General features: G+C 70.8%; 28 protein-coding genes and 3 tRNA genes. 10 read left to right on the top strand and 21 right to left on the bottom strand.

Annotation, left to right across the window (positions count from 1 at the left end; translation table 11 throughout):
* Window positions 1–39: 39 nt before the first annotated feature.
* From ggt to AC1DIW_RS01420, 6 genes are all read right to left on the bottom strand, one after another.
* Window positions 40–1,920, bottom strand: a complete 1,881-nt coding sequence (gene ggt / locus AC1DIW_RS01445; protein ID WP_478106223.1) for a gamma-glutamyltransferase — start codon at window positions 1,918–1,920, stop codon at window positions 40–42.
* A gap of 134 nt (window positions 1,921–2,054) precedes the next feature.
* Window positions 2,055–2,771, bottom strand: coding sequence for a 50S ribosomal protein L1 (gene rplA / locus AC1DIW_RS01440; RefSeq protein WP_442279649.1), 717 nt, complete (start codon window positions 2,769–2,771; stop codon window positions 2,055–2,057).
* A gap of 122 nt (window positions 2,772–2,893) precedes the next feature.
* Window positions 2,894–3,325 (bottom strand): 50S ribosomal protein L11, encoded by a 432-nt coding sequence (gene rplK, locus AC1DIW_RS01435; RefSeq protein WP_188032349.1) that lies wholly within the window; start codon window positions 3,323–3,325, stop codon window positions 2,894–2,896.
* 95 nt (window positions 3,326–3,420) lie between these two features.
* The gene (nusG, locus tag AC1DIW_RS01430) at window positions 3,421–4,272 is read right to left on the bottom strand and encodes a transcription termination/antitermination protein NusG (RefSeq protein ID WP_478106222.1); all 852 of its coding nucleotides are present in this window, start codon (window positions 4,270–4,272) and stop codon (window positions 3,421–3,423) included.
* Between the two features lie 82 nt (window positions 4,273–4,354).
* Entirely contained in the window at window positions 4,355–4,624 is a 270-nt protein-coding gene (gene secE, locus AC1DIW_RS01425) for a preprotein translocase subunit SecE (RefSeq protein WP_442279647.1), read from the bottom strand.
* A 114-nt stretch (window positions 4,625–4,738) separates the two neighbouring features.
* Window positions 4,739–4,811: transfer RNA gene (locus AC1DIW_RS01420), tRNA-Trp, on the bottom strand.
* 211 nt (window positions 4,812–5,022) lie between these two features.
* Here AC1DIW_RS01420 and AC1DIW_RS01415 point away from each other — a divergent pair.
* The 4 genes from AC1DIW_RS01415 to AC1DIW_RS01400 all read left to right on the top strand — a co-directional run bounded on the left by AC1DIW_RS01415 (window position 5,023) and on the right by AC1DIW_RS01400 (window position 8,821).
* Window positions 5,023–6,396, top strand: a complete 1,374-nt coding sequence (locus AC1DIW_RS01415) for an aspartate aminotransferase type Ic (protein WP_442279646.1) — start codon at window positions 5,023–5,025, stop codon at window positions 6,394–6,396.
* Window positions 6,393–6,914 (top strand): DUF5709 domain-containing protein, encoded by a 522-nt coding sequence (locus AC1DIW_RS01410; RefSeq protein WP_442279645.1) that lies wholly within the window; start codon window positions 6,393–6,395, stop codon window positions 6,912–6,914. Before AC1DIW_RS01415 ends, AC1DIW_RS01410 begins: the two co-directional genes overlap by 4 nt.
* Window positions 6,915–6,960: 46 nt before the next feature.
* Window positions 6,961–7,989 carry an adenosine deaminase gene (locus AC1DIW_RS01405; RefSeq protein ID WP_478106221.1) on the top strand — a complete coding sequence of 343 codons (1,029 nt, stop codon included), beginning with the start codon at window positions 6,961–6,963 and terminating at the stop codon, window positions 7,987–7,989.
* 124 nt (window positions 7,990–8,113) lie between these two features.
* Entirely contained in the window at window positions 8,114–8,821 is a 708-nt protein-coding gene (locus AC1DIW_RS01400; protein ID WP_478106220.1) for a hypothetical protein, read from the top strand.
* A 52-nt stretch (window positions 8,822–8,873) separates the two neighbouring features.
* Here the strand turns inward: AC1DIW_RS01400 and AC1DIW_RS01395 are convergent, their stop codons facing one another.
* From AC1DIW_RS01395 to AC1DIW_RS01365, 7 genes are all read right to left on the bottom strand, one after another.
* Entirely contained in the window at window positions 8,874–9,947 is a 1,074-nt protein-coding gene (locus AC1DIW_RS01395; RefSeq protein ID WP_442279642.1) for a UDP-N-acetylmuramate dehydrogenase, read from the bottom strand.
* 17 nt (window positions 9,948–9,964) lie between these two features.
* Entirely contained in the window at window positions 9,965–10,420 is a 456-nt protein-coding gene (locus tag AC1DIW_RS01390; protein ID WP_442279641.1) for a MaoC/PaaZ C-terminal domain-containing protein, read from the bottom strand.
* Window positions 10,420–10,866: an FAS1-like dehydratase domain-containing protein gene (locus tag AC1DIW_RS01385; protein ID WP_442279640.1), complete on the bottom strand. Its 447-nt coding sequence runs from the start codon at window positions 10,864–10,866 to the stop codon at window positions 10,420–10,422. Before AC1DIW_RS01385 ends, AC1DIW_RS01390 begins: the two co-directional genes overlap by 1 nt.
* 123 nt (window positions 10,867–10,989) lie before the next feature.
* Entirely contained in the window at window positions 10,990–11,160 is a 171-nt protein-coding gene (gene rpmG, locus AC1DIW_RS01380; RefSeq protein WP_020143294.1) for a 50S ribosomal protein L33, read from the bottom strand.
* 165 nt (window positions 11,161–11,325) lie between these two features.
* A tRNA-Met gene (locus tag AC1DIW_RS01375) sits at window positions 11,326–11,402 on the bottom strand.
* A 61-nt stretch (window positions 11,403–11,463) separates the two neighbouring features.
* A tRNA-Thr gene (locus tag AC1DIW_RS01370) sits at window positions 11,464–11,536 on the bottom strand.
* A 192-nt stretch (window positions 11,537–11,728) separates the two neighbouring features.
* Window positions 11,729–12,610, bottom strand: coding sequence for a hypothetical protein (locus tag AC1DIW_RS01365; RefSeq protein ID WP_478106219.1), 882 nt, complete (start codon window positions 12,608–12,610; stop codon window positions 11,729–11,731).
* A gap of 59 nt (window positions 12,611–12,669) precedes the next feature.
* On the opposite strand from AC1DIW_RS01365, the gene AC1DIW_RS01360 reads away from it, so the two are divergent.
* Window positions 12,670–13,491 carry an MBL fold metallo-hydrolase gene (locus AC1DIW_RS01360; RefSeq protein WP_478106218.1) on the top strand — a complete coding sequence of 274 codons (822 nt, stop codon included), beginning with the start codon at window positions 12,670–12,672 and terminating at the stop codon, window positions 13,489–13,491.
* A 9-nt stretch (window positions 13,492–13,500) separates the two neighbouring features.
* Here the strand turns inward: AC1DIW_RS01360 and AC1DIW_RS01355 are convergent, their stop codons facing one another.
* Window positions 13,501–13,704, bottom strand: coding sequence for a hypervirulence associated TUDOR domain-containing protein (locus tag AC1DIW_RS01355; protein WP_478106217.1), 204 nt, complete (start codon window positions 13,702–13,704; stop codon window positions 13,501–13,503).
* A 111-nt stretch (window positions 13,705–13,815) separates the two neighbouring features.
* Here AC1DIW_RS01355 and AC1DIW_RS01350 point away from each other — a divergent pair, with 111 nt between their 5' ends.
* Both AC1DIW_RS01350 and AC1DIW_RS01345 read left to right on the top strand, forming a co-directional pair.
* Window positions 13,816–14,019 (top strand): BatC protein, encoded by a 204-nt coding sequence (locus AC1DIW_RS01350; protein WP_478106216.1) that lies wholly within the window; start codon window positions 13,816–13,818, stop codon window positions 14,017–14,019.
* Window positions 14,020–14,042: 23 nt separating this feature from the next.
* Window positions 14,043–15,266 carry a cupin domain-containing protein gene (locus AC1DIW_RS01345; protein WP_478106215.1) on the top strand — a complete coding sequence of 408 codons (1,224 nt, stop codon included), beginning with the start codon at window positions 14,043–14,045 and terminating at the stop codon, window positions 15,264–15,266.
* A gap of 214 nt (window positions 15,267–15,480) precedes the next feature.
* Here the strand turns inward: AC1DIW_RS01345 and AC1DIW_RS01340 are convergent, their stop codons facing one another.
* The gene (locus AC1DIW_RS01340) at window positions 15,481–16,236 is read right to left on the bottom strand and encodes a helical backbone metal receptor (RefSeq protein WP_478106214.1); all 756 of its coding nucleotides are present in this window, start codon (window positions 16,234–16,236) and stop codon (window positions 15,481–15,483) included.
* A 105-nt stretch (window positions 16,237–16,341) separates the two neighbouring features.
* Entirely contained in the window at window positions 16,342–19,611 is a 3,270-nt protein-coding gene (gene icmF / locus AC1DIW_RS01335; protein WP_478106213.1) for a fused isobutyryl-CoA mutase/GTPase IcmF, read from the bottom strand.
* Between the two features lie 62 nt (window positions 19,612–19,673).
* Between icmF and AC1DIW_RS01330 the strand changes: the two genes are divergently transcribed.
* Window positions 19,674–20,234 carry a MarR family winged helix-turn-helix transcriptional regulator gene (locus AC1DIW_RS01330; RefSeq protein WP_442279632.1) on the top strand — a complete coding sequence of 187 codons (561 nt, stop codon included), beginning with the start codon at window positions 19,674–19,676 and terminating at the stop codon, window positions 20,232–20,234.
* A gap of 58 nt (window positions 20,235–20,292) precedes the next feature.
* On the opposite strand, the gene AC1DIW_RS01325 is transcribed toward AC1DIW_RS01330, so the two are convergent.
* Window positions 20,293–20,487: a BldC family transcriptional regulator gene (locus tag AC1DIW_RS01325; RefSeq protein ID WP_442279631.1), complete on the bottom strand. Its 195-nt coding sequence runs from the start codon at window positions 20,485–20,487 to the stop codon at window positions 20,293–20,295.
* Window positions 20,488–20,681: 194 nt separating this feature from the next.
* Between AC1DIW_RS01325 and AC1DIW_RS01320 the strand changes: the two genes are divergently transcribed.
* Window positions 20,682–21,161, top strand: coding sequence for a MarR family winged helix-turn-helix transcriptional regulator (locus tag AC1DIW_RS01320; protein WP_442279630.1), 480 nt, complete (start codon window positions 20,682–20,684; stop codon window positions 21,159–21,161).
* A 24-nt stretch (window positions 21,162–21,185) separates the two neighbouring features.
* Here the strand turns inward: AC1DIW_RS01320 and AC1DIW_RS01315 are convergent, their stop codons facing one another.
* The 4 genes from AC1DIW_RS01315 to AC1DIW_RS01300 all read right to left on the bottom strand — a co-directional run bounded on the left by AC1DIW_RS01315 (window position 21,186) and on the right by AC1DIW_RS01300 (window position 23,630).
* The gene (locus AC1DIW_RS01315) at window positions 21,186–22,430 is read right to left on the bottom strand and encodes a D-arabinono-1,4-lactone oxidase (RefSeq protein ID WP_478106212.1); all 1,245 of its coding nucleotides are present in this window, start codon (window positions 22,428–22,430) and stop codon (window positions 21,186–21,188) included.
* A 199-nt stretch (window positions 22,431–22,629) separates the two neighbouring features.
* Window positions 22,630–22,956 (bottom strand): hypothetical protein, encoded by a 327-nt coding sequence (locus AC1DIW_RS01310; RefSeq protein WP_442279628.1) that lies wholly within the window; start codon window positions 22,954–22,956, stop codon window positions 22,630–22,632.
* Between the two features lie 75 nt (window positions 22,957–23,031).
* Window positions 23,032–23,355, bottom strand: a complete 324-nt coding sequence (locus AC1DIW_RS01305) for a hypothetical protein (protein WP_478106211.1) — start codon at window positions 23,353–23,355, stop codon at window positions 23,032–23,034.
* A 59-nt stretch (window positions 23,356–23,414) separates the two neighbouring features.
* Window positions 23,415–23,630 (bottom strand): hypothetical protein, encoded by a 216-nt coding sequence (locus AC1DIW_RS01300; RefSeq protein WP_442279626.1) that lies wholly within the window; start codon window positions 23,628–23,630, stop codon window positions 23,415–23,417.
* 75 nt (window positions 23,631–23,705) lie between these two features.
* Here AC1DIW_RS01300 and AC1DIW_RS01295 point away from each other — a divergent pair, with 75 nt between their 5' ends.
* Complete coding sequence (locus AC1DIW_RS01295; protein WP_478106210.1) at window positions 23,706–24,197, top strand: MarR family winged helix-turn-helix transcriptional regulator; 492 nt, start codon at window positions 23,706–23,708, stop codon at window positions 24,195–24,197.

Below are 24,197 nucleotides of genomic sequence, written 5' to 3'. Positions count from 1 at the left end.
GGGGGCCGGCCTGACGCGTCCTGTGGTGGGAGGGAGCGGTCAGCGGGGGTGGACCACCATTGCCGAGCCGCCGCCACGACGAGTCGGCTCTGCTGCCGCCTCGAAGATGCCCCGACCCAGGCTGCGGATCGCGGTCACCGCCCCGATCTCGTTGGGTGTGCCCGCGGAGGCGAGCGTGTGGCCCATGGCCGTGAGCGCAGCACCCGTCGGTCCGTCGAGGATGGCCGGCTCGGCCCCTTCGCTCGCTCCGTTGCGCGAGCTGAGGCGCGGAGCAGCGATCGCGTCGACGAGCGAGAGGTGTCGGTCGAGGTAGCCGAGGATCGTCTGGGACACCGACGTGATGATCGTGGCGCCGCCGGGCGACCCGACCGCGAGGAAGGGCTTGCCACCGTCGAGCAGGATGGTCGGGCTCATCGAGGACCGCGGGCGCTTGCCCGAACCGGGCAGGTTCGGGTCCGGGACACCGGGCGTCAGCGGGGTGAAGTTGAAGTCGGTGAGCTCGTTGTTGAGCAGGAAGCCGTAGCCGGGCACCGTGATGCCCGAGCCGCCGGTCTGCTCGATGGTCAGGGTGTAGGAGGCGACGTTGCCCCAGCGGTCGGTCGCCGTCAGGTGTGACGTCGACTGGCCCTCGTACGGCTGGCCCTGTGCGACCGCGCCGGGGGCGCAGGAGGTGTACGAGCCGTCCGGCGAGCCGAACGGGATGGGACGCGGGTGGGCCTTCATGGGGTCGAAGAGGCACGCCCGCTCGGCCGCGAAGGCCGGGTCGGTCAGCTCCTTGACCGGAACGCCCCGGACGTCACCGACCCAGCGGTTGCGGTCGGCGAAGGCCGTGGCGGACGCCTCGGAGAACCGGTGCAGGTACTGCACGTCGGAGACCTGCGACGTCGGCGTGCCGGTGCGCCGCTCGTAGGCCTTCATCAGGTTGAGGATCTCGGCGACGGCGATGCCACCGGAGCTCGGCACCGGCATGCCGAACACGTCGAGCCCCTTGTACTGCGAGTGGATCGGCGCCTTGGTCAGCGCCCGGTAGGCGGCGAGGTCGCGCAGGGTCATCTGGCCGCCCATGACGCTGACGCCGGGGGCGGTGTGCGGGGCGTTGGACTCGCGCACGATGGCCTCACCGAGGCGTCCGCGGTAGAGGACGTCGACGCCCTGGGTGCGCAGGGTGCGGTAGGCCTTGGCCATGTCGGGGTTGGTGAAGACCGAGCCCACCGCCGGCGCCTTGCCGTCGCGCAGGAAGACCTTGGCCGTGGCGGGGAAAACCGAGAAGCGCGCGGCATTGGCCACCGTCTGGTCGTGGAAGGTCTGGTCGACGACGAACCCCTTGTCGGCGAGGCGTTCGGCGGGCTTCAGGGCCTCGCCCCACGAGAGCGTGCCGTAGTCGCGCAGGGCCTTGGCCCAGAGCGCCGGGGTGCCCGGGATGCCCACCGACAGACCCGAGTTCACGACGGTGTTGAAGTTCATCGCCTTGCCCGTGGCCGGGTCGGTGAAGGTCTTGTCCGTGAACGACGCCGGCGCCGTCTCGCGGCCGTCGATGGTCGTGACCTTCTTGCTCTTTGCGTCGTAGTAGACGAGGAACCCGCCACCGCCGATGCCGGCGCTGTAGGGCTCGGTGACCCCGAGCGCCGCCGCCGTCGCGACCGCGGCGTCCGCCGCGTTGCCGCCGCGGGCCAGCACGTCGATGCCGACCTGCGAGGCGTCGCGGTCGACGGAGCTGACGGCGCCGCCCGACCCGGTCATCACCGGGACCTTCGGCAACGGCGTCGGACGGCCGTGCCAGCCTCGATCGGTCTGGGGTGCGGGTGCCGTGGTGGGCTGCGCGCCCGCCGTGGCGGGGAGGAGGGAGAGTGGGAGTCCGACGACGAGGGCGCCGAGGACCCATCTGGACCGTGTCGTGGTGCGTGCACTGTGACGAGTCATCCATCGACCGTACTCGCGCACTCCCCCGCGGTCGCGCCGGAGCATCCCGCGGATCCGGGGAGCGAGACACGTGTGACGACGAGAGCCCGCCACCCCAGTGGGGTGACGGGCTCTCGGACTGCTGGGTCAGGCGGTCAGGCCTGGTCGTCCTCGGCGAGGAGGTTGCGCGTCTTGGAGAAGTCGAGCGGGATGCCCGGGCCCATCGTCGTGGAGACGGTGGCCTTCTCGATGTAGCGGCCCTTGGAGCTGGCCGGCTTCAGACGCAGGATCTCCTCGAGCGCCGCGGCGTAGTTCTCGACGAGCTTGGCCTCGTCGAAGGAGACCTTGCCGATGATGAAGTGGAGGTTCGCGTGCTTGTCGACGCGGAACTCGATCTTGCCGCCCTTGATGTCGGCGACGGCCTTGGCGACGTCCATCGTCACGGTGCCGGTCTTCGGGTTGGGCATGAGGCCACGCGGGCCGAGCACCTTGCCGAGACGACCGACCTTGCCCATGAGGTCAGGGGTCGCGACGACGGCGTCGAAGTCGAGCCAGCCACCCTGGACCTTCTCGAGCAGGTCGTCGGAGCCGACGTGGTCGGCGCCGGCCTCGCGGGCGGCCTCGGCCTTGTCGCCGTTGGCGAAGACGAGGACGCGGGCGGTCTTGCCCGTGCCGTGCGGCAGGTTGACCGTGCCGCGGACGGCCTGGTCGGCCTTGCGGGGGTCGACGCCGAGGCGCATGGCGACCTCGACGGTCTCGTCGTACTTGGCCTTGGCGGTCTGCTTGGCAACGCGGACGGCCTCGAGCGGGGCGTAGACCTTGCCGGGCGTGACGAGCTCGGCGGCTGCGCGGTAGTTCTTGCTGCGCTTCATGGAACTGCTCCTTGCGTGGTGGTGGAGTCGTGGTGCGGACCAGCGCTGGTCCTCCCACGTGGCCGACGGCATACGGTCCGTATGCCGTGCGGCCGGGGTGACGCCCGAGTCGTGAGCTGGGCTCAGAGCTCGGTGTCGATGCCCATCGAGCGAGCGGTGCCGGCGATGATGCGTGCCGCCATCTCCTCGTCGTTGGCGTTGAGGTCTTCCATCTTCTGACGGGCGATCTCGAGGACCTGGTCGCGCGAGAGCTTGGCGACCTTGGTCTTGTGCGGCTCGCCGGAACCCTTGGCGACGCCAGCGGCCTTCTTGATGAGCTCGGCGGCCGGCGGGGTCTTCGTCACGAAGGTGAACGAGCGGTCCTCGTAGACCGTGATCTCGACCGGGATGACGTTGCCGCGCTGGGCCTCCGTCGCGGCGTTGTACGCCTTGACGAACTCCATGATGTTGACGCCGTGCTGACCGAGGGCCGGGCCGACGGGCGGGGCGGGGGTGGCCTGACCGGCCTGGATCTGCAGCTTGATGAAGCCGGAGACCTTCTTCTTGGGGGGCATGAGTGCCTACCTTCTTCGTTGTGGACCGACGCCATGGGCGATGACCCGGTTGCATGCCGGTGCGGGATGCCGCACCGAACGTGGTGGGACCTTGCTCAGATCTTGGCGACCTGGGCGAAGGACAGCTCGACCGGGGTCTCCCGGCCGAAGATCGAGACGAGCACCTTGAGCTTCTGGGTGTCGGGGTTGATCTCGGAGATCGTCGCGGGGAGGGTCTCGAAGGGCCCTTCCATCACGGTGACGGACTCGCCGACCTCGAAGTCGACGACGCGGACGTCCTTGGGAGCGCCGGTGCCCGACGCGGCCGCGCCCTCGGCGCCGGCAGCGGCCTCGAAGGTCGGCGCGAGCATCGTGAAGACCTCGTCGATCGACAGCGGCACGGGCTGGTGCGCGTTGCCGACGAACCCGGTGACGCCGGGCGTGTGGCGCACGGCGCCCCAGCTCTCGTCGGTGAGGTCCATGCGGACGAGGACGTATCCGGGCATCCGGACGCGGCGGACCTGCTTCTTCTGGCCGTTCTTGATCTCGGTGACCTCCTCCATGGGGACCTCGATCTCGAAGATGAAGTCCTCCATGTTCAGGGTCTGGATGCGCGTCTCGAGGTTGGCCTTCACGCGGTTCTCGTAACCGGCGTAGGAGTGGATGACGAACCAGTCGCCGAAGCGGCTGCGCAGGTCGGCCTTGAAGTCCGCGACCGGGTCACCGCTGCCCTGGGCAACCGGCTCCGCGTCGTCTGACGGCTCGGACGCGTCGGACTGCTCGGACTCGTCGGACTCGGCGCTGACCGCGCCGGCCTCGAGGTCGTCGCTCACGTCGGAGTCGGTGTCCCCAGCACCCGACTCGACGTCGGACGCCGAGAGGTCGTCGGTCTCGACCGCGGGGTCGACGACGTCGCTCTCGGTGCTCTCGCCGTTCGGGGCGCCCTCGTGGGCGAACTGCTCGGACACGCTCTGACCTACTTCCATGTTCGTGGACCAACCGGTGCGGGCTGGCGGTGACATCCGTGACGCGGGCCGCAGGGCTGGTGCGTCAGGTCGGCGAACCCGTGAAGGCCCAGGAGATCAGCCGGCTCAGCACGAAGTCGAGCCCTGAGACGAGCGCCATCATGATCACGACGAACACGACCACGACGGTCGTGTAGCGCACGAGCTCAGGTCCCGTGGGACGCACGACCTTGCGCAGCTCGTCGAGGATCTGGCGCACGAAGAGGCTGATCGCGCCGAAGAGACGCGACACCGGGTTGCCGCCGCGAGCCTTGTCGGCACGGCCGGACCCGCGCTTGGCGCTCGTCTCCGTCACGATTCCTTCTTTCTGCCTGGGTGTCGACCCGCGACAGGAGCCCGGACGCGTGGTGTCCCGCGTCGGGCAGAAGCCGCGTGCCGCCTTGCACGACGACCACATCACTGGGATGCGCAGGGCAAGAGGGACTCGAACCCCCAACCGCTGGTTTTGGAGACCAGTGCTCTACCAATTGAGCTATTGCCCTTCACCGTGGACGTTGGGTGTCCTCGGTGGGACGGCATGCGTCAGCATGGCCAGCGAAGCCGTCCGAGGGACGATCATACGGGACGGACACGTCCCAGCGCGAACCGGCCCGGAACACCCCCGCGACGCCCTGGGCGGACCCTGTCGAGACGGGCCACCCGGCATACGGACTCGGCCGCCCGAGGCGCCTGAGGCAGTGGCAGGATCGAGACGTGACGAACCCGCGCACCCCCCTTGCGTCCCTGTCCGACGACGACCTGGCCGGCTTCCTCGCCGAGCAGAGGTCAGAGTACGCGTCGCTGAAGTCGCGCGGCCTCAAGCTCGACCTGACGCGGGGCAAACCGTCGGCAGCGCAGCTGGACCTCGCCAACGACCTGCTCCACCTGCCGACGTCGACCAAGGACCGCAACGGCGTCGACGTGCGCAACTACGGCGGCCTCGAAGGGCTGGCGGAGCTGCGCGAGATCTTCGCCGAGCTGCTCTGGGTCGAGCCGGCCCAGGTGGTCGCCGGCGGCAACTCGAGCCTGACGATGATGTACAGCACCATCGTCGACTTCCTCCTCTTCGGCGGGGTCGACTCCCCGCGCCCCTGGAGCCAGGAGGAGAAGGTCCGTTTCATCTGCCCGGTCCCCGGCTACGACCGCCACTTCTCGATGCTGGCGTCGTTCGGGATCGAGATGGTGACCGTCGACATGCACCAGGACGGACCGGACATGGCGGCCGTCGAGTCGCTCGTCAGGGACGACCCGAGCATCAAGGGCATCTGGATCGTCCCCACCTATGCCAACCCCTCCGGCGCCGTGGTGTCGCACGAGGTCGCCGCGCGCCTGGCCGCCATGCCGGCCGCGGCCCCCGACTTCACGATCTTCTGGGACAACGCCTACGCCTTCCACCACCTCACCGAGGACGAGGCGAAGAGCGCCGACATCCTCAGCCTCTGCGCCGCCTCGGGACACCCCAACCGACCGATCATGTATGCGTCGACCTCCAAGATCACCTTCGCCGGCGCCGGCGTGGCCGTCCTCGCCGCCAGCGAGGCCAACGTGAAGTGGTACCTCGGGCACCTCGCGATGGGCTCGATCGGACCGGACAAGGTCAACCACCTGCGTCACGTCGAGTTCTTCCGCGACGCCGACGGAGTCCGGGCGCACATGCGGCGGCACCGGGAAATCATCGCGCCGAAGTTCGCTGCCGTCGACGAGGCGCTGACCACCGGCCTCGACGGTCTCGACGTCGCCGAGTGGAGCCACCCGACCGGCGGCTACTTCGTCAACCTCGACGTGCTGGACGGCACCGCCTCACGGGTCGTCGCCCTCGCCAAGGAGGCCGGCATCGCGCTCACGCCCGCCGGCGCCTCCTTCCCGCTGGGCAACGACCCGCGCGACCGCAACATCCGCCTCGCGCCGACCTTCCCGGTGCTCGACGAGGTGCGCACGGCCATGGCCGGTGTGGCCACCTGCGTCGCCCTCGCCGCCGCCGAGAAGCTGACGCACGAGCGCGCTACGCGGGTAGGGGCAGGAGGCGACGGCGCGACAGCGTCGGACCCCGACGCCACGAACCCTGCCACCGAAGGAGTCTCGCGATGAGCGACACCGGTCCCAACGAGAACATCTCCGACGACCTGACGACCTACAGCGTCGACGACGAGGACCAGCTCCAGCCCGAGGACACCCTCGAGGACGGCGACCTCGACGACGTGCTCGACCGTGGATACTCCCCCAACGATCGCCCGCAGGGGGTCAACGCCCACGGCACGACCGCCTACGAGGAGTCCGTCGACGAGACGATCGACGAGCGCATCCGCCAGGAGGTGCCCGACCCCAACTCGGCCTACGGCGCTCCCGACAACGAGAGCGGCCTCGACGACGACCGCGTCGGCGGCGACGACCCCGACTCGATCGACGCCGAGGACGACTGGCTCGGCGACAACGAGGTGGGCGACGCCCGCGCCGGCCGCCTCGTCGCGGACGACGAGGGTGCCCACGAGGACGACGAGAAGCAGGTGTGGGCCAGCGACGTGGGTGTCGACGGCGCCGGGGCGTCGGCCGAGGAGGCCGCGATGCACGTCGTCGACGAGATCGCCTCCGAGCCCGACGACGCCTGACAGAGCCTGAGGACGACTCCGTTGGGCGGGTGACACACTGACGCGCATGACACGCTCGGTGCGGGATCTCCCCAAGGCCCACCTGCACCTGCACTTCACGGGGTCGATGCGGGTCGAGACCGTGCGTGACCTCGCGGCGACGCATGGCATCCGGCTGCCCGACGCCCTCGTCAAGGACTGGCCGCCGCGTCTGGCCAAGGCCACCGACGAGCGCGGCTGGTTCCGCTTCCAACGGCTCTACGACGGCGCCCGGGCATGTGTGCGCAGCGAGGCCGACATGCGCCGCATCGTGCGTGAGGCCGCCGCGGACGACGTGGCCGAGGGGTCTCGCTGGCTCGAGCTCCAGGTCGACCCCACGTCGTACGCCCCGTTCGTCGGGGGCATCACGCCAGCCCTCGAGATCGTGCTCGACGAGGCCCGGAAGGTGACGGCGGAGGGCGAGATCGGCGTGGCCGTCGTCGTCGCGGCGAGTCGGATGCGCCACCCCCTCGAGGCCCGGACGCTCGCCCGGCTCGCTGCCCACCACGCTGGTGACGACGCAGGGTCCGTCGTCGGCTTCGGGCTGTCCAATGACGAACGGCGCGGGCTCGTCGCCGACTTCGCGCCGGCCTTCGCCATCGCCCGGCGCGCCGGGCTCGCGCTCGTGCCCCACGGCGGCGAGCTGCTCGGCGCGCAGTCGGTCATGGAGACGCTCGAGCACCTCGAGCCCGACCGGATCGGCCACGGCGTGCGCAGCGTCGAGGACCCCCAGGTGCTCGACGCCGTCGCCGAAGCCGGGGTGACCCTGGAGGTCTGTCCCGGCAGCAACGTCGCCCTCGGGGTCTATGCCGACCCCGGCGACGTGCCGCTGCGTCGCATCGTCGACGCGGGCATCCACGTGGCGCTCGGTGCGGACGATCCGCTGCTCTTCGGCTCGCGCCTCGTCGCGCAGTACTCCGCGGCCCGCGACCTGGGTCTCGACGACGCGGAGCTCGCGCGGCTCGCTCGCGGCTCGCTCGAGGGGAGCCGGATGCCGCCCTCCCGGCGACAGGCTGCGCTCGCCGACGTGGACGCGTGGCTCGCCGCTCCGGCGTGACGGCGAGCCCCTCCACGATCGCGTCGTATCCGGACGGGACGGGCGGTGGCCGAGGGGTCAGTGCGGTCGCCGCGGTCCATCGAGTTTGCTCAGGATCGGTGCGCCCGGTCATGCTGGAGGGAAGATGAAGACTTCTGCCCCTGCCCCCGCACGCCCATCGACCGCCTCCCGCGCCCAGCTGCGACGTCTCGCCGTCGTCGGTCTCGTCGCCCCTGTCGTCGCGCTCGCGGCGTGCAGCGGCGGGTCCGGCGCCACCGCGGACGCGACCGCGCAGGCCGCCACCACTCCCGCCTCGACGAGCACGTCGAGCACGACGGCGTCGCCCTCGACCGCCACGCCGAGCACGCCGAGCACGACGAGCACGACAGCCACGGATGGCTCCATCGTCGACCGGCCGGTGCCCACGAAGATCGCGGCGTCCATCACGGACCCCGACCTCGGGCACACCATCAAGGCCGACAGCGTGGTCCGGCACTTCCCGTGGCCGGCCGGACAGCCCGTCGGGGCGAAGCAGTTCGAGATCGTGGGCGTCTGGGTGTCGGTTGCCGCCGGTTCTCGCTACTCGGCCTCGGTCGAGCCGTCGATGCTCTCGCTCGTGGCAGCGAGCCCGGCCCAGACGGTCATGCCCACCGCCGAGTTCGCCAAGCAGTGGGGCGCCACGCCGCTGAAGGCTGCGACGCGCTCGCAGAAGACGGCCGGCTGGGTCTTCTTCAAGGTCAACCGGGGCACGACGAGCGCACTGAGCCTGGCCTTCAACCGCCCGCCCTACACCGTCAGTACGACTGGCAAGACGATCCCCCAGAAGACCTTCTCCGTCGTCCTGACGAAGTAGCCTTCACCGCTTTCGCCTGCCGCGAGCCCCAACAGACGCGACTCCCGTCGGCTCAGAGCTGCTCGCCGACGATGACGGGCTCGTTCACCAGCGTGACCCCGAACGCGTCATGCACTCCGTCGCGCACCTGCCGCGCCAAAGCGAGCACGTCGGCGGTGGTCGCGCCACCCCGGTTGGTGACCGCCAGTGTGTGCTTCGTCGACAGGGCCGCCGGCGCGGGCAGGCCGAAGCCCTTGGCGAACCCGGCGTGCTCGATGAGCCAGGCCGCGCTCGTCTTGACCCGACCGTCGGGCTCGGGGAAGCGCGGCGCGGTCGGCCCCTCCCACCCGAGCCGCTCGCCGACCCGCTCGTCGAGCCCGTCGAACTCCCGGCGGGTGAGGATCGGGTTGGTGAAGAACGACCCGCAGGACCACGTGTCGGGGTCGGCGTCGTCGATCACCATGCCGCGGGCCCGACGCTGCTCGAGGACCGCGTCGCGGGCGTCCGAGAGGGGGACGCGCGTACCGAGCTCGACGCCCAGACCCTTCGCCAGGGCGGCATACGCCACCGGGCGGCTGAGGTCGGCCACCTCGAACTGGAAGAGCACGTCGAGCACGACGTAGCGCGAGTGCCCCTTGAAGCGCGAGTGCCGGTACGTGAAGGCGCAGTCGGCGTTCATGAAGGTGCGCACGGCCTGCTCCTGCCGGTCCCACGTGCGCACCTGGGCGATCGTCTGTGAGACGTCCTGGCCGTAGGCGCCGACGTTCTGGACGGGGGTGGCCCCCGTGCACCCGGGAATCCCGCTGAGCGCCTCGACACCGGCCCAGCCCTCCGCGACCGCGCGGGCCACGACGTCGTCCCACACCTCGCCGGCGGCGACCCTGACAACCGCTCCGCCGCAGTAGTCGGCGGACTCGGGTGTGATGCCGGAGGTGGCGACGTGCACGACCGTGCCGTCGAAGCCGTCGTCGGACACGACGAGGTTGGAGCCGCCGGAGAGGACGAGCAGGGGCTCGTCGGCATCGTCGACCTCGCGGACGGCGTCGACGAGCTCGTCGGTGGTCTCGACGGTCACGAGCCGGGCCGCCGGGCCGCCGACCCGCATCGTCGTCAGCGTGGAGAGGGGGACGTCGTGTTGCTCGCGCACGAGGTGGACCTGCCGGCTCAGTCGAGGACGGCGACGGCCAGGGCGCGGCCGAGGACCTTCTCGCCGCCGCTGGTCGCGGTCAGCTCGACCGTGACGCGCTTCGTCTCCGGGTCGGCGGCCTTGACGACGCCGGCGACCTCGATGTCGGCGCCGGTCTCGTAGGGCACGACGACCGGCTTGGTGAAGCGGACGCCGTACTCGACGACGCGCCCGGCGTCGCCGACCCAGTCGGTGACGAGGGTGACCGCCGAACCCATCGTGAACATCCCGTGGGCGATGACGTCGGGCAGCCCGACCTGCGTGGCGAACCGCTCGTCCCAGTGGATGCGGTTGCGGTCGAGCGAAGCTCCGGCGTACTGCACGAGGCGGGCACGGTCGACATGAACGGTCATCGGGGGCAGCGCCTCGCCGACCGTGACCTCGGAGAAGGCCCGGACTGTCGCGGGCCTCGGGGTGCTCTGCTGGGTGCTCATCACTCGCCTCCCCGGATGACGATGGTCGACGTGGCCGTGCAGACGGCCTCGCCCTGCTCGGTGGCGAGCTCGGTGCGGGTCGTGACCATGGCGTGGCCACCGGCCTCGCGCACCGTGTCGACGTGCAGCGTGCCGACGACGGCGTCGCCGGCCGTCAGGGGCCGGTGGTGGGTGAACCGCTGCTCACCGTGGACGACGCGGGAGAAGTCGATGCCGGCCTCGGGGTCGCGGATCAGCTGCGCGTCGCACTGCTGGGCGATGAGCACCGCGAACGTCGGCGGCGCGATGACGTCGGCGTAGCCGTGCGCTCGCGCCACGTCGGCGTCGACGTGCACCGGGTCGGAGGAGCCGACCGCCTCGGCGAACTCGCGGATCTTGGCGGCACTGACCCGATAGGTCTCGGTGGGCGGGTAGACCCGGCCCTGGAAGTCTGCGTTCACCGGCATACGGGCACCCTATCGACCCGCGCCCGACGAGAGCCTGCGGCGTCCACCGCACTCGTCGACGTCAGGAACGACAACGCTCCCCCGGCCCGGGAGGGCCGAGGGAGCGGTCGACGTGCGTCGTGCTCAGCGGGTCTCGCGGTGCTCCGTGTGCTTGCCGCACTTCGGGCAGAACTTGTTCATCGCGAGACGGTCGGGGTTGTTCCGACGGTTCTTCTTGGTGATGTAGTTGCGGTCCTTGCAGTCCACACACGCCATCGTGATCTTCGGACGGACGTCGCTGCTCTTGCTGGCCACGGCAACCTGCTCTTTCGGAAACGTACTCGGGTGTTCGGTCGTCTTGCGACGGGTGTCGCGCGGCGCGTCACGCGTTCCGGGCTCCCGGGGTGGCACGCAGGCGCGACGTCCAAGGTTACGCGACACCCCGATGATTCGAGAAATCCGTCCGGGTGCACGCGGAAGTGGTAGCGGGAGCGGGGCTCGATCCCGCGACCTCACGATTATGAGTCGTGCGCTCTAACCAGCTGAGCTACCCCGCCATGGGCTGTCGCCCTCCGGTCCTGCCGCGACTGCGACCCGGACCGGAGACCGACCGACCAGAGCCCCAATAGGGAATCGAACCCTAGACCTTTTCCTTACCATGGAAACGCTCTGCCGACTGAGCTATTGGGGCACGGCCGACACGGAGAAAGCGTCACGAGAACGCCTTCAGGTCGACCTGTTGTGCGACGGCGAGACTACACGGTCGGCGGCGCGGATACGAAATCGGGGAGGCGTCTGGCGACCGCTCGTCGGGACGCCGGCGTCGCCCCTCCCGCGGGCAGCCTCGACACCGTCCCGCCAGAGGTGGAAATCGTCGTAGCGGTCAATCGGCGTCGTCGTGGGCGTCGAGCGCCTCTTGCGCCGCAGCCTCCTCCCGCTCCCGCCGATCGCGTATGCCGCCTGCCTCGTCGAGCTCGCCCGTCACCTTCTCGAGGCGCGCTCTGGCAGTAGCCAGGCGACGCTCGAGGTCGGCGATGCCCTCCGTGACCTCCTCCTGGCGGGCGGTGAGCACGGCGACCTGACGGTCGGCGGCGCGCAGCTCGGCCCGGGCGGTCTCGAGGGCCGACTGGAGGCGCGCCCGCTCCGCGGTCCGCCGGTTGCGGCGCCGCTCCTCCAGGTCGACGGGATCGCCGCCGCCGCCGGGCAGCACGGACAGCGACGGGCGCGGGGATGCGTCGTCGGACTCGCCGCCGAGGTCCCCGAGGGCGACGACGTCCGCGACGTCGACGGAGCCGAACCCGGAGTAGCTGAGGGACTTGACGAGGGACCCGGTGACGACGGACGCCTCGGCCTCCTCGTCGGCGATGAGGGCCGTCAGCGTCTCGCGCACCTCCTGGGCGACTCCGGCACCGAGCTTCTGACCCTCCTGCGCCGCGACCTCGGCGATGCGGTCGGCGAGGGCGTCGACGCGCTTGGCCCGCTCGCGCCCGAGGAGGCGCAGCTGGTCGGCGTCCAGGGTGCGCTGCGCCTCGCGGAGCAGGGCGGCGAACGACCGGAGCTCGTCGACCTCGTCGCCGTGCTCACGCACGAAGTGGTTGACCGCCCACGCGGCCACCGTCGGCTTGCGCAGGGCACCGATCGAGGACGCAAGATCCTTCTCACCGGCCGACTTCGCTTCGGCCACCAGCTCGGAACGCAGCGGGGTGAAGCGAGCGGGCGGGACGGCATACAGCTGCTCGACGGCGGCGCGCAGGTGCAGGATCACCCCTGCATCCTCCCGCAAACCTGCTGGTGCAGGCCGCCGCGAACGGGCACTCTGGGCGCGTGATCTGGATCTGTGCCACGTGCGCCGTCGAGACCGACGACCTGCCCGCGCCGCCCGTCGAGTGCGCCGTCTGCGAGGACGAGCGGCAGTGGGTGCCGGAGGACGGGCAGCGCTGGACCACCTTGGAAGAGCTGCGGGAGGCCGGGACGCGCATCACCGTGACCGAGGTGGAGGCGGGACTCTGGGGCCTGCGTGCGCAGCCAGCCGTCGGGATAGGCCAACAGACGATGGTCGTGCGCACTCCCGACGGCGTGCTGCTCTTCGACTGCGTCGGCTACGTCGACGAGGCGGCGCTCGACTTCGTGCGGTCGCTCGGGCCGACGCTGGCCGTGGCCGCCAGCCACCCGCACATGTACGGCGTCCAGACGGAGTGGGCCCGGGCGCTCGGCGACGTGCCGGTCCTCGTCGCGGCCCCGGACGCCGAATGGGTGCGCCGGCGGGACTGCCTTGTCGAGCTCTACGACGAGCGGCGCGAGCTCGCACCCGGGCTCACCCTCCATCGGGTGGGCGGGCACTTCCCTGGACAGGCCGTCGTCGAGTGGGCGGCGGGGGCTGATGGGCGGGGGGTGCTCCTCGCGAGCGATGCCGTCTTCCCCAACCCGGATCGTCGGTCGGTGAGCTTCATGCGTAGCTATCCGAACCGGATTCCCTTGTCGGGCAACGTGGTCCAGCGCATCGCCGGGCACCTCGAGGGGCTGCACTTCGACCGGCTCTACAACAACTTCGGCGCCGTCGTGCCGTCAGACGCCAAGGCGGTGCTGCGCCGGTCGGCGGATCGCCACGCGGCGTGGGCACGGGGCGACTTCGACCACTTGACGTGAGTGCCCGCGTCACCCGGCGTCGAGGGAGGACTCCTTGTGCGCGGCCTTCGCTCCGGTCTTGCTCGACTCCACGATCCAGTAGGGCTCGTCCTTCGCCGCCTTGAACTTCTGTCCGTCGAAGGTGAACTCCGAGACGCGCTTCTCGACGGCCGTGCCCGTGGTGCGGCCCTGTGAGGTGTTCCAGTGGACGGTGTCCCCCTTGCTGATGGCCATGGCACCGATCAGAACACGCCTGCCGCGTCTGTGCCAGAGGTGCCGCGACCGGGTAGGTGCACGAGCGACGGCGTCGTCCGGCGCCGCCTCACACCCGTTGGAGGAGCAGCCATGAGCGACAACCCGCTGGACCCGGTGAGCGACGACCCGACGACCGAGGGCCCCGCTGACGGCGGTGCCGACACGAACGCCGAGGACGGTGGCGCCGACGGCGGCGCCGACACCGAGGGCCCCGCTGACGGCGGCGCCGACACCAGCACCCAGGACGGCGGCGCCGACGGTGGGGCCGGAGCGGACCCGAGCATCTCGATCTGATGCCCGCTGGCACGACGAGCCGAGTGTCCGCGCGACAGCGTGGGCGCTCGGCCCTCCAGTCTCTGGTCGCCCTCGACACGGACGCGTTCGCCCGCCATCACTGGGCGCACACGCCGGTGGTCACGGAAGCCGCCGACCTGCCCGGAGGGCTGCTCGAGCTCTTCGATGAGAGCTCCGTCGACGAGCTCGTCTCGCGGCGCGGCCTTCGCGCCCCCTTCCTCCGGGTCGCACAGAACGGCCGCACCCTCGGCGACCGCGAGTTCACCCAGGGCGGCGGGGTCGGCGCCTCGATCGCCGACCAGGTGAGCGACGACAAGCTGCTCGGCCTTTTCGCGAGCGGGGCGACCCTCGTCCTGCAGGGCCTGCACCGCACCTGGGGTCCGCTCATCGACTTCACCCAGCAGCTCGCGCAGGAGCTGGGCCATCCCGTCCAGGCCAACGCCTACGTCACCCCGAGTCAGAACACCGGCTTCAGCGACCACTACGATGTCCATGACGTCTTCGTGCTCCAGATGGCCGGTGAGAAGCGCTGGCAGGTGCGCTCCCCGGTGCACGACTCACCGTTGCGCGACGAGCCCTGGACCGACCACCGCCCCGAGGTCGAGGAGGCCGGGCGGCGCGAGCCGGACCACGAGTTCACGTTGCGTCCCGGTGACGTGCTCTACCTGCCTCGCGGGTGGATCCACTCGGCCACCGCCCTCGGCGGTGTCAGCACGCACGTGACCCTCGGAGTCCACGTCTGGACCCGGCGCCACGTCGCGGACGAGCTCGTGACGATGGCCCTGGCCGCCGCCAGCCGGGACGAGCGCGTGCGCGCCTCGCTCGACATCTCACCGACGGGCTTCGACCACGACACCGTCGCCCCGGACGTCGAGCTCGTCCGGGCCGCCCTCGTGCGCGCGCTGGACGCGATCGAGCCTGCCGCCGTGGTCGACGCCCTCGAGGCGCGAGCGCGTGGCACCCAGCGTCCCGCTCCCATCGGGCCACTGGCCCAGGTGGCGGCCGCCGAGGCCCTGCGCCCGGATGCCTCCCTCGTGCTCCGGCCCTACGTGGGAGCTCGACTCGTCCCTTCGGGCGACGGCCCCGCGACCCTGCGCACCCGGCTTGCCGATTTCCCCGTCGAGGCGCACGACGTCGGCACGTTCGTCGCGCTCGTCGCCGGAGGGGTGCTGCGCGCCGACATGATCGGGCTCGACCTCGCTCGGCGTCTCATGCTCGCCGGCCTCGTCGTCGCCACCGACGACTGACGGCAGACCTTGGCCACTCGACGTGGCCGAGGCGGCCACACGTGGCCTCTCGACGGTTCACACCGTCGAGGGGCCACGTCTGGCCGGGTCACGACCGTCGAGAGGCCACGTCTGGCCGGGTCACACCGTGTAGAGGCCACGTCTGGCCGGGTCACGACCGTCGAGAGGCCACGTCTGGTCGGGTCACGACCGTCGAGAGGCCACGTGTTGCCGGTCAGACGGGGACGGCCGCGGTCAGGGCCGCGGTGGCCCCGACGAGACTCGGTCCGTACCACGTGAGCAGTCGGCCGCTGACGAGTGCGGTCCGCGCGTGCGCGAACGACTCGGGGCCGTCGTCGGCGGTGAAGACGTAGGGCTCGTCGGGCAGCAGGACGACGAGGCCGTCGCGGTCGAGATCGACCACTTCGACGTGCGGATAGCGGTCGGCGTGGGCGGCCAGGACGTTGCGCCAGCCGAGCCGGGCCACGAGGTCACCCGTGAACGTGTCGCGCCCTACGGCCATCCACGGGTCGCGCCAGATCGCCACGGCGACGTCGAGGCACGGCTCGGGCACGGGTTGGTCCCACTCGTTCCGGGCGGCCGCGAGCCAGTCGGGCGTCCCCAGGTCCAGCACCTCGGCGAACAGGCGGCCCAGGGAGTCGAGCGCGCCCGGCACGGTCTCGATGTCGGTCACCCACACGGGTATGCCGTCGGCGCGCAGCCGCCGCACGTCGAGCTCGCGGTTCTCCTCCTTGTTGGCCACGACGAGGTCGGGACGCAAGGCCGCGATGGCCTTGAGGTCAGGATTCTTGGTGCCGCGAACCCGTTGCACCGCAAGGTCGCTCGGATGGGTGCACCAGTCCGTCGCCCCGACCAGACGCTCCGGGCAGCTCGTCGCGAGAGCCTCGGTGATCGACGGCACCAGCGACACGACCCGCCGTGGCGCCCTCGGCAAGGACACGGCATACGCCAGGTCGTCAGCGAGTGTCACGGGCGGCACCACGTGGCCTCTCGAGTGCGCACAGGCGACAAGACGTGGCCTTTCGACGGTTGAGAGGCGACACGACGTGGCCTTTCGACGGTTGAAGGGGTGGGGTCAGACGTTGCGGCGGTACTGGCCGCCGACCTCGAAGAAGGCCTCGGTCACCTGCTGGAGCGAGCACACCCGCGCCGCGCGCATGAGGACGTCGAAGACGTTGCCGCCCTCGATCGCGACGGCCTTGAGCTCCTCGAGCGCCGCCGTCGCCTCGACCTCGTGCTCCTTGCGGAACGCACGGACGCGCGAGAGCTGGCCCTGCTTCTCGTCCTCGGTGCCGCGGGCGAGGACGACCTTGCGGGGCACCTCACCCTCGTGCGGGTTGCGGAAGGTGTTGACCCCGATGATCGGCAGGCTGCCGTCGTGCTTGCGGTGCTCGTAGAGCATCGACTCGTCCTGGATGCGGCCGCGCTGGTAGCCGGTCTCCATCGCGCCGAGCACGCCGCCGCGCTCGGTGATGCGGTCGAACTCCTTGAGGACGGCTGCCTCGACGAGGTCGGTCAGCTCGTCGATGACGAAGGAGCCCTGGAGCGGGTTCTCGTTCATCGCGAGCCCCCACTCACGGTTGATGATGAGCTGGATGGCGAGCGCGCGGCGCACCGACTCCTCGGACGGGGTCGTCACGGCCTCGTCGAAAGCGTTGGTGTGCAAGGAGTTCGCGTTGTCGTAGATCGCGATGAGCGCCTGCAGCGTGGTGCGGATGTCGTTGAAGTCCATCTCCTGCGCATGCAGGGACCGGCCCGACGTCTGGACGTGGTACTTCAGCTTCTGCGACCGCTCCCCCGCGCCGTAGCGCTCCTTCATCGCGACGGCCCAGATGCGACGGGCGACCCGGCCGAGCACGGAGTACTCGGGGTCCATGCCGTTGCTGAAGAAGAAGCTGAGGTTGGGCGCGAAGTCGTCGACCTTCATGCCACGCGCGAGGTAGCTCTCGACGTAGGTGAAACCGTTGGCGAGGGTGAAGGCGAGCTGGCTGATGGGGTTGGCCCCGGCCTCGGCGATGTGGTAGCCGGAGATCGACACGGAGTAGAAGTTGCGCACCTGGTGCTCGATGAACCACTCCTGGATGTCGGCCATCATCTTGAGCGAGAACTCGGTGCTGAAGATGCAGGTGTTCTGGCCCTGGTCCTCCTTGAGGATGTCTGCCTGCACCGTGCCGCGGACGTTGGCGAGGGCGTATGCCGTGAGCTCCTGGCGCTCGTCGGCGCTCGGCTCCCGAGCCTCCCGCGCCGTGAAGGCGTCGACCTGCTGGTCGATGGCGGTGTTGAGGAAGAAGGCGAGGATCGTCGGGGCGGGACCGTTGATCGTCATGGAGACGGACGTCGTCGGCGACACGAGGTCGAAGCCGTCGTAGAGCGCCTTCATGTCGTCGAGGGTCGCGACGGACACGCCGGACGTGCCGACCTTGCCGTAGACGTCGGGGCGCGGGTCGGGGTCCCGGCCGTACAGCGTCACGGAGTCGAAGGCCGTCGACAGGCGGGTCGCCGGCTGGCCCTCGGAGAGCAGCTTGAACCGCCGGTTGGTGCGGAACGGGTCGCCCTCGCCGGCGAACATGCGGGCGGGGTCCTCCCCCTCGCGCTTGAACGGGAAGACACCGGCGGTGAAGGGGAAGTAGCCCGGGAGGTTCTCACGGCGCAGGAAGCTGACGAGCTCGCCGTGGTCGCGATATCGGGGCAGGGAGACACGAGGGATCTTGTTGCCCGACAGGGACTCCCGCGTCAGGACGTTGCGGATCTCCTTGTCGCGGATGCGCACGACCTGCTCGTCGCCGGAGTAGGACTCGACGACCGACGGCCAGGCGGTGAGGGCACCGGCGACCTCGTGGGGAAGGTCGGTGCGCGCCTCGTCGAGGAGGGCCTCGACGGCGTCGACCGCGCTCTCGGCGCTGCCCACCTCGTCGGCCGCGGCGGCAGCTGCGAGCTCGCCGCGCACGGACTCGAGCCGCTGCACCCGGCTGGCGGCTGCGGCATACCGTTCGGTGGTCTCGTGGTAGCCGCGGACGGTGTCACTGATCTCGGCGAGGTAGCGCACCCGCGAGGCGGGCACGATCGTCGCGATGCGCGTCGACTGCTTCGTGGCGACACGCGGCAGCACTCCCTCCTCGAACGGCATCCCCTTGTCGGACAACAGGTCTCGCAGCTCCTGGTAGAGCGCGGTGACGCCGTCGTCGTTGAAGGTCGCGGCCGACGTGCCGTAGACGGGCATGTCGGCGGGGCTCTTGCCGAAGGCTTCGCGGTTGCGCACCATCTGGCGGCCGACGTCACGCAGGGCGTCCTCGGCGCCGCGGCGCTCGAACTTGTTGATGGCGACGACGTCGGCGCGGTCGAGCATGTCGATCTTCTCGAGCTGGCTGCTCGCGCCGAACTCGGGCGTCATGACGTAGAGCGAGACGTCGGCGTAGTCGACGACGGCGGCGTCGCCCTGGCCGATGCCGGGAGTCTCGAGGATGACGAGGTCGAAGCCGGCCGCGCGCACGATGTCGAGGACGTCGTCGAGGTGCGTCGGGACCTGGGAGCCACCTCGCGTCGCCAGGCTGCGGAAGAAGACCCGGTCCCCGTCGAGGGAGCTCATGCGGATGCGATCGCCGAGGAGGGCGCCGCCGCCGCGGCTGCGGGTGGGGTCGATGGCGAGGACGGCCACGCGCAGCTTGTCCTGCTGGTCGAGGCGCAGACGACGGATCAGCTCGTCAGTGAGGCTCGACTTGCCCGATCCGCCGGTGCCGGTGATGCCGAGGACCGGGACGCGCCGACGCCCGGCGGCCTCGTGGAGCTGCGCGAGGGTCGCATCGTCGATGTCACCCTCCTGGGCGCCGGTGATGGCTCGCGCGACCGCAGCCCGTTCTCCGGCGAGGACCGCGTCGAGCGACGCGGCACTGGTCTCCCAGGGGTCGAAGTCGCAGTCGGCGACGACGGTGCTGATCATGCCGGCGAGCCCGAGCCGCTGCCCGTCCTCGGGGCTGAAGATGGTGACCCCGGACTCGCGCAGCCGCGCGATCTCCTCGGGGACGATGACGCCGCCACCACCCCCGACGACGCGGATGTGTCCTGCACCGTTCTCCTTGAGCAGCTGCACGAGGTACTCGAAGTACTCGACGTGGCCGCCCTGGTAGGAGCTGACGGCGACGCCCTGCACGTCCTCCTCGATCGCCGCGTCGACGACCTCCTGGACCGAGCGGTTGTGCCCGAGGTGGATGACCTCTGCGCCCTGCGTCTGCATGATGCGCCGCATGATGTTGATCGACGCGTCGTGCCCGTCGAAGAGACTGCTCGCGGTGACGAGCCGGACGTGGTGGGTCGGCTGGTGCAGGTCGCGCTTCGGTGCGTCAGACATGGGAAAATACTAGGACTTCCTACTAATGGACGTCAACGCGTCCGCGACCCTACGATGGCGCCATGAGTGCGCAGACCAGTGCGGCAGACGGGGTGAGCGGCGCGGCGCCGGCCGGTGTCGCGGCAGGGTCCGGCCTCGGGTTCGACCCGATCGCCCGGGCGCGCGAGCAGTGGGTCGAGCAGGGTTGGAGCCCGGCCGCCGACGGCATGGCCGCCATCACCTCGCTGATGCGGGCGCACCAGATCGTCCTGGCCCGGGTCGAGGCGACCCTCAAGCCGCTCGGTGTCACCTTCGCCCGGTACGAGGTGCTCATGCTCCTCTGGTTCAGCCGCCGCGGGTCGCTGCCGATGAAGGTCATCGGCAGCCGCCTGCAGGTGCATCCGACGAGCGTCACCAACGCGGTCGACCGGCTCGAGGACGCCGGACTGGTGACGCGCTCGACGCATCCCGAGGACCGACGGGCCATGCTCGTGGCCCTGACGGCGACGGGACGCGAGCTGGCCGAGCAGGCCACCAAGGCGCTCAACACCGAGGTGTTCGAGCAGCCGGACCTCGGCGCCGAGGACGTGCGCTCGCTCGTGGACGTGCTCACCCGGCTGCGACGCGGCGCGGGCGACTTCTGAGCCCGCGGGACCGCCTCCGCGCCCACTCCGGGACGGCGGGTGCGGTCCTGGCCGTGTCCTAGTGGTCCTGGTGCTGGTCGAGCAGCGCCCAGATCTCGCTCTCGGGGTAGCGCCGGTGACCGCCCAACGTTCGCCGGGCGTTGAGCTTGCCGGACCGGGCCCACCGACTGACGGTCTTGGGGTCCACGCGGAAGATCGTCGCGACCTCCGCCGGGGTGAGGAGTCTCTCGACCGCCGTGTCGTTGCCGTTCATCTGAGCCGCCTTGCCTGAAACGCAGCACCGGTGGAGGGGTTCGGACTCGGCGCTGGCTGCTCAACGCCGAGTCCGACGATCCCGCGGGCGGCCGAGCGGCGCGTCCGGAAGGCCGCATCCATCACGGTACGGGTACTTCATTCGACAATCAAGCGATCAGACTGACGAGCGACTGCACTCACTACATTGGGCGCATGAGACCGCCCACCGCCGCTCGCGACGCTGCGACCGCCGCCCTCCGGGAGCTGATTCTCGCCGGCGAGCGCTACCGCATCGCCGTGGCGAGCCACCTCGACCTGACCGTCAACGAGAGCCGCGCCATCAGCCACCTGCTGGCCCGCGGTCCCATGGGGCAGACCGACCTCGCCACGGCTCTGGGGCTGACGACGAGCTCGACGACGACGCTCGTCGACCGGCTGGTGGAGCGCGAGATGGTCGTGCGGGTCCCCCACCCTGACGACCGTCGACGCAGCACCGTCGAGATTCCCGAGTCGGCGATGCGCCGGCTCGGCGAGGTCCGCGACTGGATGCCGCAGGCCTTCGACCCCGTCGCGACCGCCGACCTACCGGGGGTCGCGACCCTGCTCGACGCCATCGCGACCGGGCTGCGCGGGGTGACGAGTGACATCGAGGCCGCCCGGCCGCCGCGTCCTGGTCGACGCAAGCGTCACTGAGACCGTCCCGCGTCGCACCGCGCCTCAGCCCAGGACCCGGTCGAGGAAGGCGTTGCCGAAGACGCGGTCGGGGTCGACGCGGTCGCGCAGCGCGCGGAAGTCGGACATCCGTGGATAGAGCGCGTCGAGCTCGCGGACGTCTGCGACGAAGCACTTGCCCCAGTGTGGCCGCGCCCCGAGCGGCAGGAGGGCCTCCTCGATGGCGGGTAGGACGGCATACACCTGCTCCTCGTCGCGCAGCCAGGTGAAGTGCACGCCGACGACGTCGTGGCCGTAGGCACTGCTGAGCCAGTGGTCGTCGGCGGCGACGGTGCGCAGCTCGGAGACCTGGAGCACGGCAGCCAGCCGCGGGCCCAGGCTGCGCAGTCGTTCGATCGCGGTCAGGGCGTGCTCGCGCGGGAGGAGGTACTCGCTCTGCAGCTCCTCCCCGCGGCTCGGGGTGAACCCCATGCGGAAGTGCGGCAGCCGGTCGAGCCACGGACCGGGGATGCCACCCTGCTCGGTCACCGCCTCCACCGCGGCACCCTCGAGCATGTGCAGCGCCGTCGTCGCGGCCACCGCCCCCTGGGGCTCGCGTGGCGCCTCCGGGGAGCGGCTCTTAAGCCAGACCTGCTCGATGCCCGCGCCGCGCCAGCGGGTGAACAGGCTGACGCTGTAGGTGCTGCCCGTGATCGCGTCGAGCTCGGCTGCCAGGGCCTCCCACGACAGGCCCGTGTAGACGTCCTGCCGCACGTCGTAGGTGGGTTCGACGTCGAGTGTCACCGCAGTGACGACCCCCAGGGCACCGAGCGCGACGACGCTGCCTTCGAAGTCGGCGTCGCCACGACGCACCGTGCGCAGCTCGCCGTCGGGACCGACGATGTCGATCGAGCCGACGGCCGTTGCGAGAGAACCGTTCTCGACGCCAGAGCCATGGGTGCCCGTCGCGACGGCGCCTGCGACGGAGATGTGCGGCAACGAGGCCAGGTTGCCCAGGGCCCACCCGGCTCGCTGCAGCTGCGTCGCCACGTCGCCGTATGCCGCGTGCCCCGTCACGCGAGCCGTGCGCGTCCCCGGGTCGACCTCGACCGTCGTCGGCAGGTCGACCAGCGACACGAGCACGCCGTCGTCGGCGTCGGTGATGTCGGTCAGGTCGGTGAAGCTGTGCCGGGATCCGAGCGCGCGCACGCGCGGCGCCGCGGCCACGACCTCCTGGAGGTGCTCGACCGACCGGACCCGCTCGATGCGCGCCCGGTACGTGTGGTTGCCCGCCCAGTTCGTCTCCGCCATCGTGTCAGTCTGCCGTGCGCCGGGTGGGCACGAGCCGGCACGGCACGCGGCCCCCGGGCGGTCGCTCTGGAAACACAGGGATTTCCTGACGCCCCAACCATCCGAACTTCCCGTCGGCGAGACTGCGGGCTGGCGACCGCTGCGCGAGCACGAGGACCTGGCGCCTCGGTCAGGAGTGAGCGATCTGCGCAGGCGGCGCCTAGTGGCGTCGGTGGCGTCCTCGCTGCTCGTGGAGCTCCGGGTGGACGTCCTCGGGCAGCTCCTCGGGCTCGGCTCCCTCCCCGGGCCGCGCCACGCCCCACCCGTCCGCGGTGATGGTGTCGACCGGCGGGTTGCCCACCAGGTGCGACCGCTCCGCGCCCTCGGGGTGGTCGCGCCGAGCCCGCTCGGTCTCGTCGGGGTGGGCGTTGAGCGTCTCGCTGGTGTCGCGCCCGCGGCGGCTGTGCCGGGGTCCCACCAGGACGAGCCCGATCAGCAGGATCACGACGACGGCCAGCATGACGAACAGACCTACACGATCACCCATGGCACCTCCCGGGTCCGGTCCCCCGCACTCGACGGTACTCCGGTGCGGGAGGTGGCGGACGCGAAAGGGACGGGGTCAGGCCTGGTCGGGAGAGTTGCCCACGTCGTTCGGCGGTGCGCTCAGCGGGTCGCGCACGTCAGGCGTTCGCCCACCCGCACCCGCGCCTGCGACGGCACTGCCCTCACCGGACGCCGAGAGCGTGTCGATGGGCGGGTTGCCGATGAGCCGGTCTGGGTCGGGAGGCGCCACCGCGCCTCCGTCGGCAGCCTCGACCTCGGGATTCAGGGTCTCGTGCTCGACGCTGTCCGGGGTGCGACGGCGCGGGCGCATCACCCACAGGATCGAGCACAGCAGGACGACGACGCCCAGCATGACGAAAAGCCCTACCCGGTCACCCATGTCTCTCCTTCGGTCGGTGTCTCATGGGACGTACCCACACCGACCCCGGCGAGACGTGCTCAGCTGTCGCGAGAGCGCGGCGCCGCCTTGGACCTGGCCGCCTTGGACCTGGCTGCCCCGGCCACCCTGGCCGCGCGCTCACGCTCGAGGCGGGCCTTGGGGTCGTTGGCCTCCCCGAGCTGGGCCGGCCCGAAGAGGGTGAGTCCGATGAGCCGAAACCGGTAACCGATCCGGTAGCCGATGGAGAGTCCTGCGCTGGATCCCGACCGAGACACGATGACTCCTCCATATGATTAGGGCACTAACTGTTAGTGTACACATCAATGACGACAGACCGGAGGACCAGCGCCATGGCCACCCGCCCCACCGTGAGCGACGCTGCGACGAGCACCGCCCCCGACGACCTGCTGCGGCTCGACCGCCAGGTGTGCTTCGCCCTGGCGGTGGCCGCTCGCAACGTCATCGCGCTCTACCGCCCGGTCCTCGAGCCACTGGGCCTGACCCACCCGCAGTACCTCGTCATGCTCGCCCTGTGGGAGCGCTCACCGCTGACGGTGCGCGAGATCGGCCAGCTCATCAGTCTCGAGCCGGCGACACTGTCGCCGCTGCTGAAACGCCTCGAGAGCGCCGGCCTCGTCACGCGCGACCGCCACCCCGAGGACGACCGGGCCCTCGCCATCACGCTGACCGAGCGCGGGCGCCTCCTGCGCGAGCAGGCTCTCCAGGTCCCACCCCGGATCGTCGCGACCCTGGGCATGGACGTCGAGGAGCTCCAGGCCCTGCACGCCTCACTGAGCCGGGTCATCGCGGCCTCGACGCCCGCTCACCAGCCCCGGCGCTGA

It is taken from the genome of Terrabacter sp. 01T434 (assembly GCF_056398545.1).
This window is presented reverse-complemented; position numbering and strand designations above follow the sequence as displayed.

Excerpts from the sequence above, each read along its gene's own strand:
- ggt (WP_478106223.1), bottom strand. The coding sequence starts at position 1,920 with ATGACTCGTCACAGTGCACGCACCACGACACGGTCCAGATGGGTCCTC.
- rplA (WP_442279649.1), bottom strand. The coding sequence starts at position 2,771 with ATGAAGCGCAGCAAGAACTACCGCGCAGCCGCCGAGCTCGTCACGCCC.
- rplK (WP_188032349.1), bottom strand. The coding sequence starts at position 3,325 with ATGCCCCCCAAGAAGAAGGTCTCCGGCTTCATCAAGCTGCAGATCCAG.
- AC1DIW_RS01410 (WP_442279645.1), top strand. The coding sequence starts at position 6,393 with ATGAGCGACACCGGTCCCAACGAGAACATCTCCGACGACCTGACGACC.
- AC1DIW_RS01405 (WP_478106221.1), top strand. The coding sequence starts at position 6,961 with ATGACACGCTCGGTGCGGGATCTCCCCAAGGCCCACCTGCACCTGCAC.
- AC1DIW_RS01400 (WP_478106220.1), top strand. The coding sequence starts at position 8,114 with ATGAAGACTTCTGCCCCTGCCCCCGCACGCCCATCGACCGCCTCCCGC.
- AC1DIW_RS01390 (WP_442279641.1), bottom strand. The coding sequence starts at position 10,420 with ATGAGCACCCAGCAGAGCACCCCGAGGCCCGCGACAGTCCGGGCCTTC.
- AC1DIW_RS01385 (WP_442279640.1), bottom strand. The coding sequence starts at position 10,866 with ATGCCGGTGAACGCAGACTTCCAGGGCCGGGTCTACCCGCCCACCGAG.
- AC1DIW_RS01355 (WP_478106217.1), bottom strand. The coding sequence starts at position 13,704 with ATGGCCATCAGCAAGGGGGACACCGTCCACTGGAACACCTCACAGGGC.
- AC1DIW_RS01350 (WP_478106216.1), top strand. The coding sequence starts at position 13,816 with ATGAGCGACAACCCGCTGGACCCGGTGAGCGACGACCCGACGACCGAG.
- icmF (WP_478106213.1), bottom strand. The coding sequence starts at position 19,611 with ATGTCTGACGCACCGAAGCGCGACCTGCACCAGCCGACCCACCACGTC.
- AC1DIW_RS01330 (WP_442279632.1), top strand. The coding sequence starts at position 19,674 with ATGAGTGCGCAGACCAGTGCGGCAGACGGGGTGAGCGGCGCGGCGCCG.
- AC1DIW_RS01325 (WP_442279631.1), bottom strand. The coding sequence starts at position 20,487 with ATGAACGGCAACGACACGGCGGTCGAGAGACTCCTCACCCCGGCGGAG.
- AC1DIW_RS01320 (WP_442279630.1), top strand. The coding sequence starts at position 20,682 with ATGAGACCGCCCACCGCCGCTCGCGACGCTGCGACCGCCGCCCTCCGG.
- AC1DIW_RS01315 (WP_478106212.1), bottom strand. The coding sequence starts at position 22,430 with ATGGCGGAGACGAACTGGGCGGGCAACCACACGTACCGGGCGCGCATC.
- AC1DIW_RS01310 (WP_442279628.1), bottom strand. The coding sequence starts at position 22,956 with ATGGGTGATCGTGTAGGTCTGTTCGTCATGCTGGCCGTCGTCGTGATC.
- AC1DIW_RS01305 (WP_478106211.1), bottom strand. The coding sequence starts at position 23,355 with ATGGGTGACCGGGTAGGGCTTTTCGTCATGCTGGGCGTCGTCGTCCTG.
- AC1DIW_RS01295 (WP_478106210.1), top strand. The coding sequence starts at position 23,706 with ATGGCCACCCGCCCCACCGTGAGCGACGCTGCGACGAGCACCGCCCCC.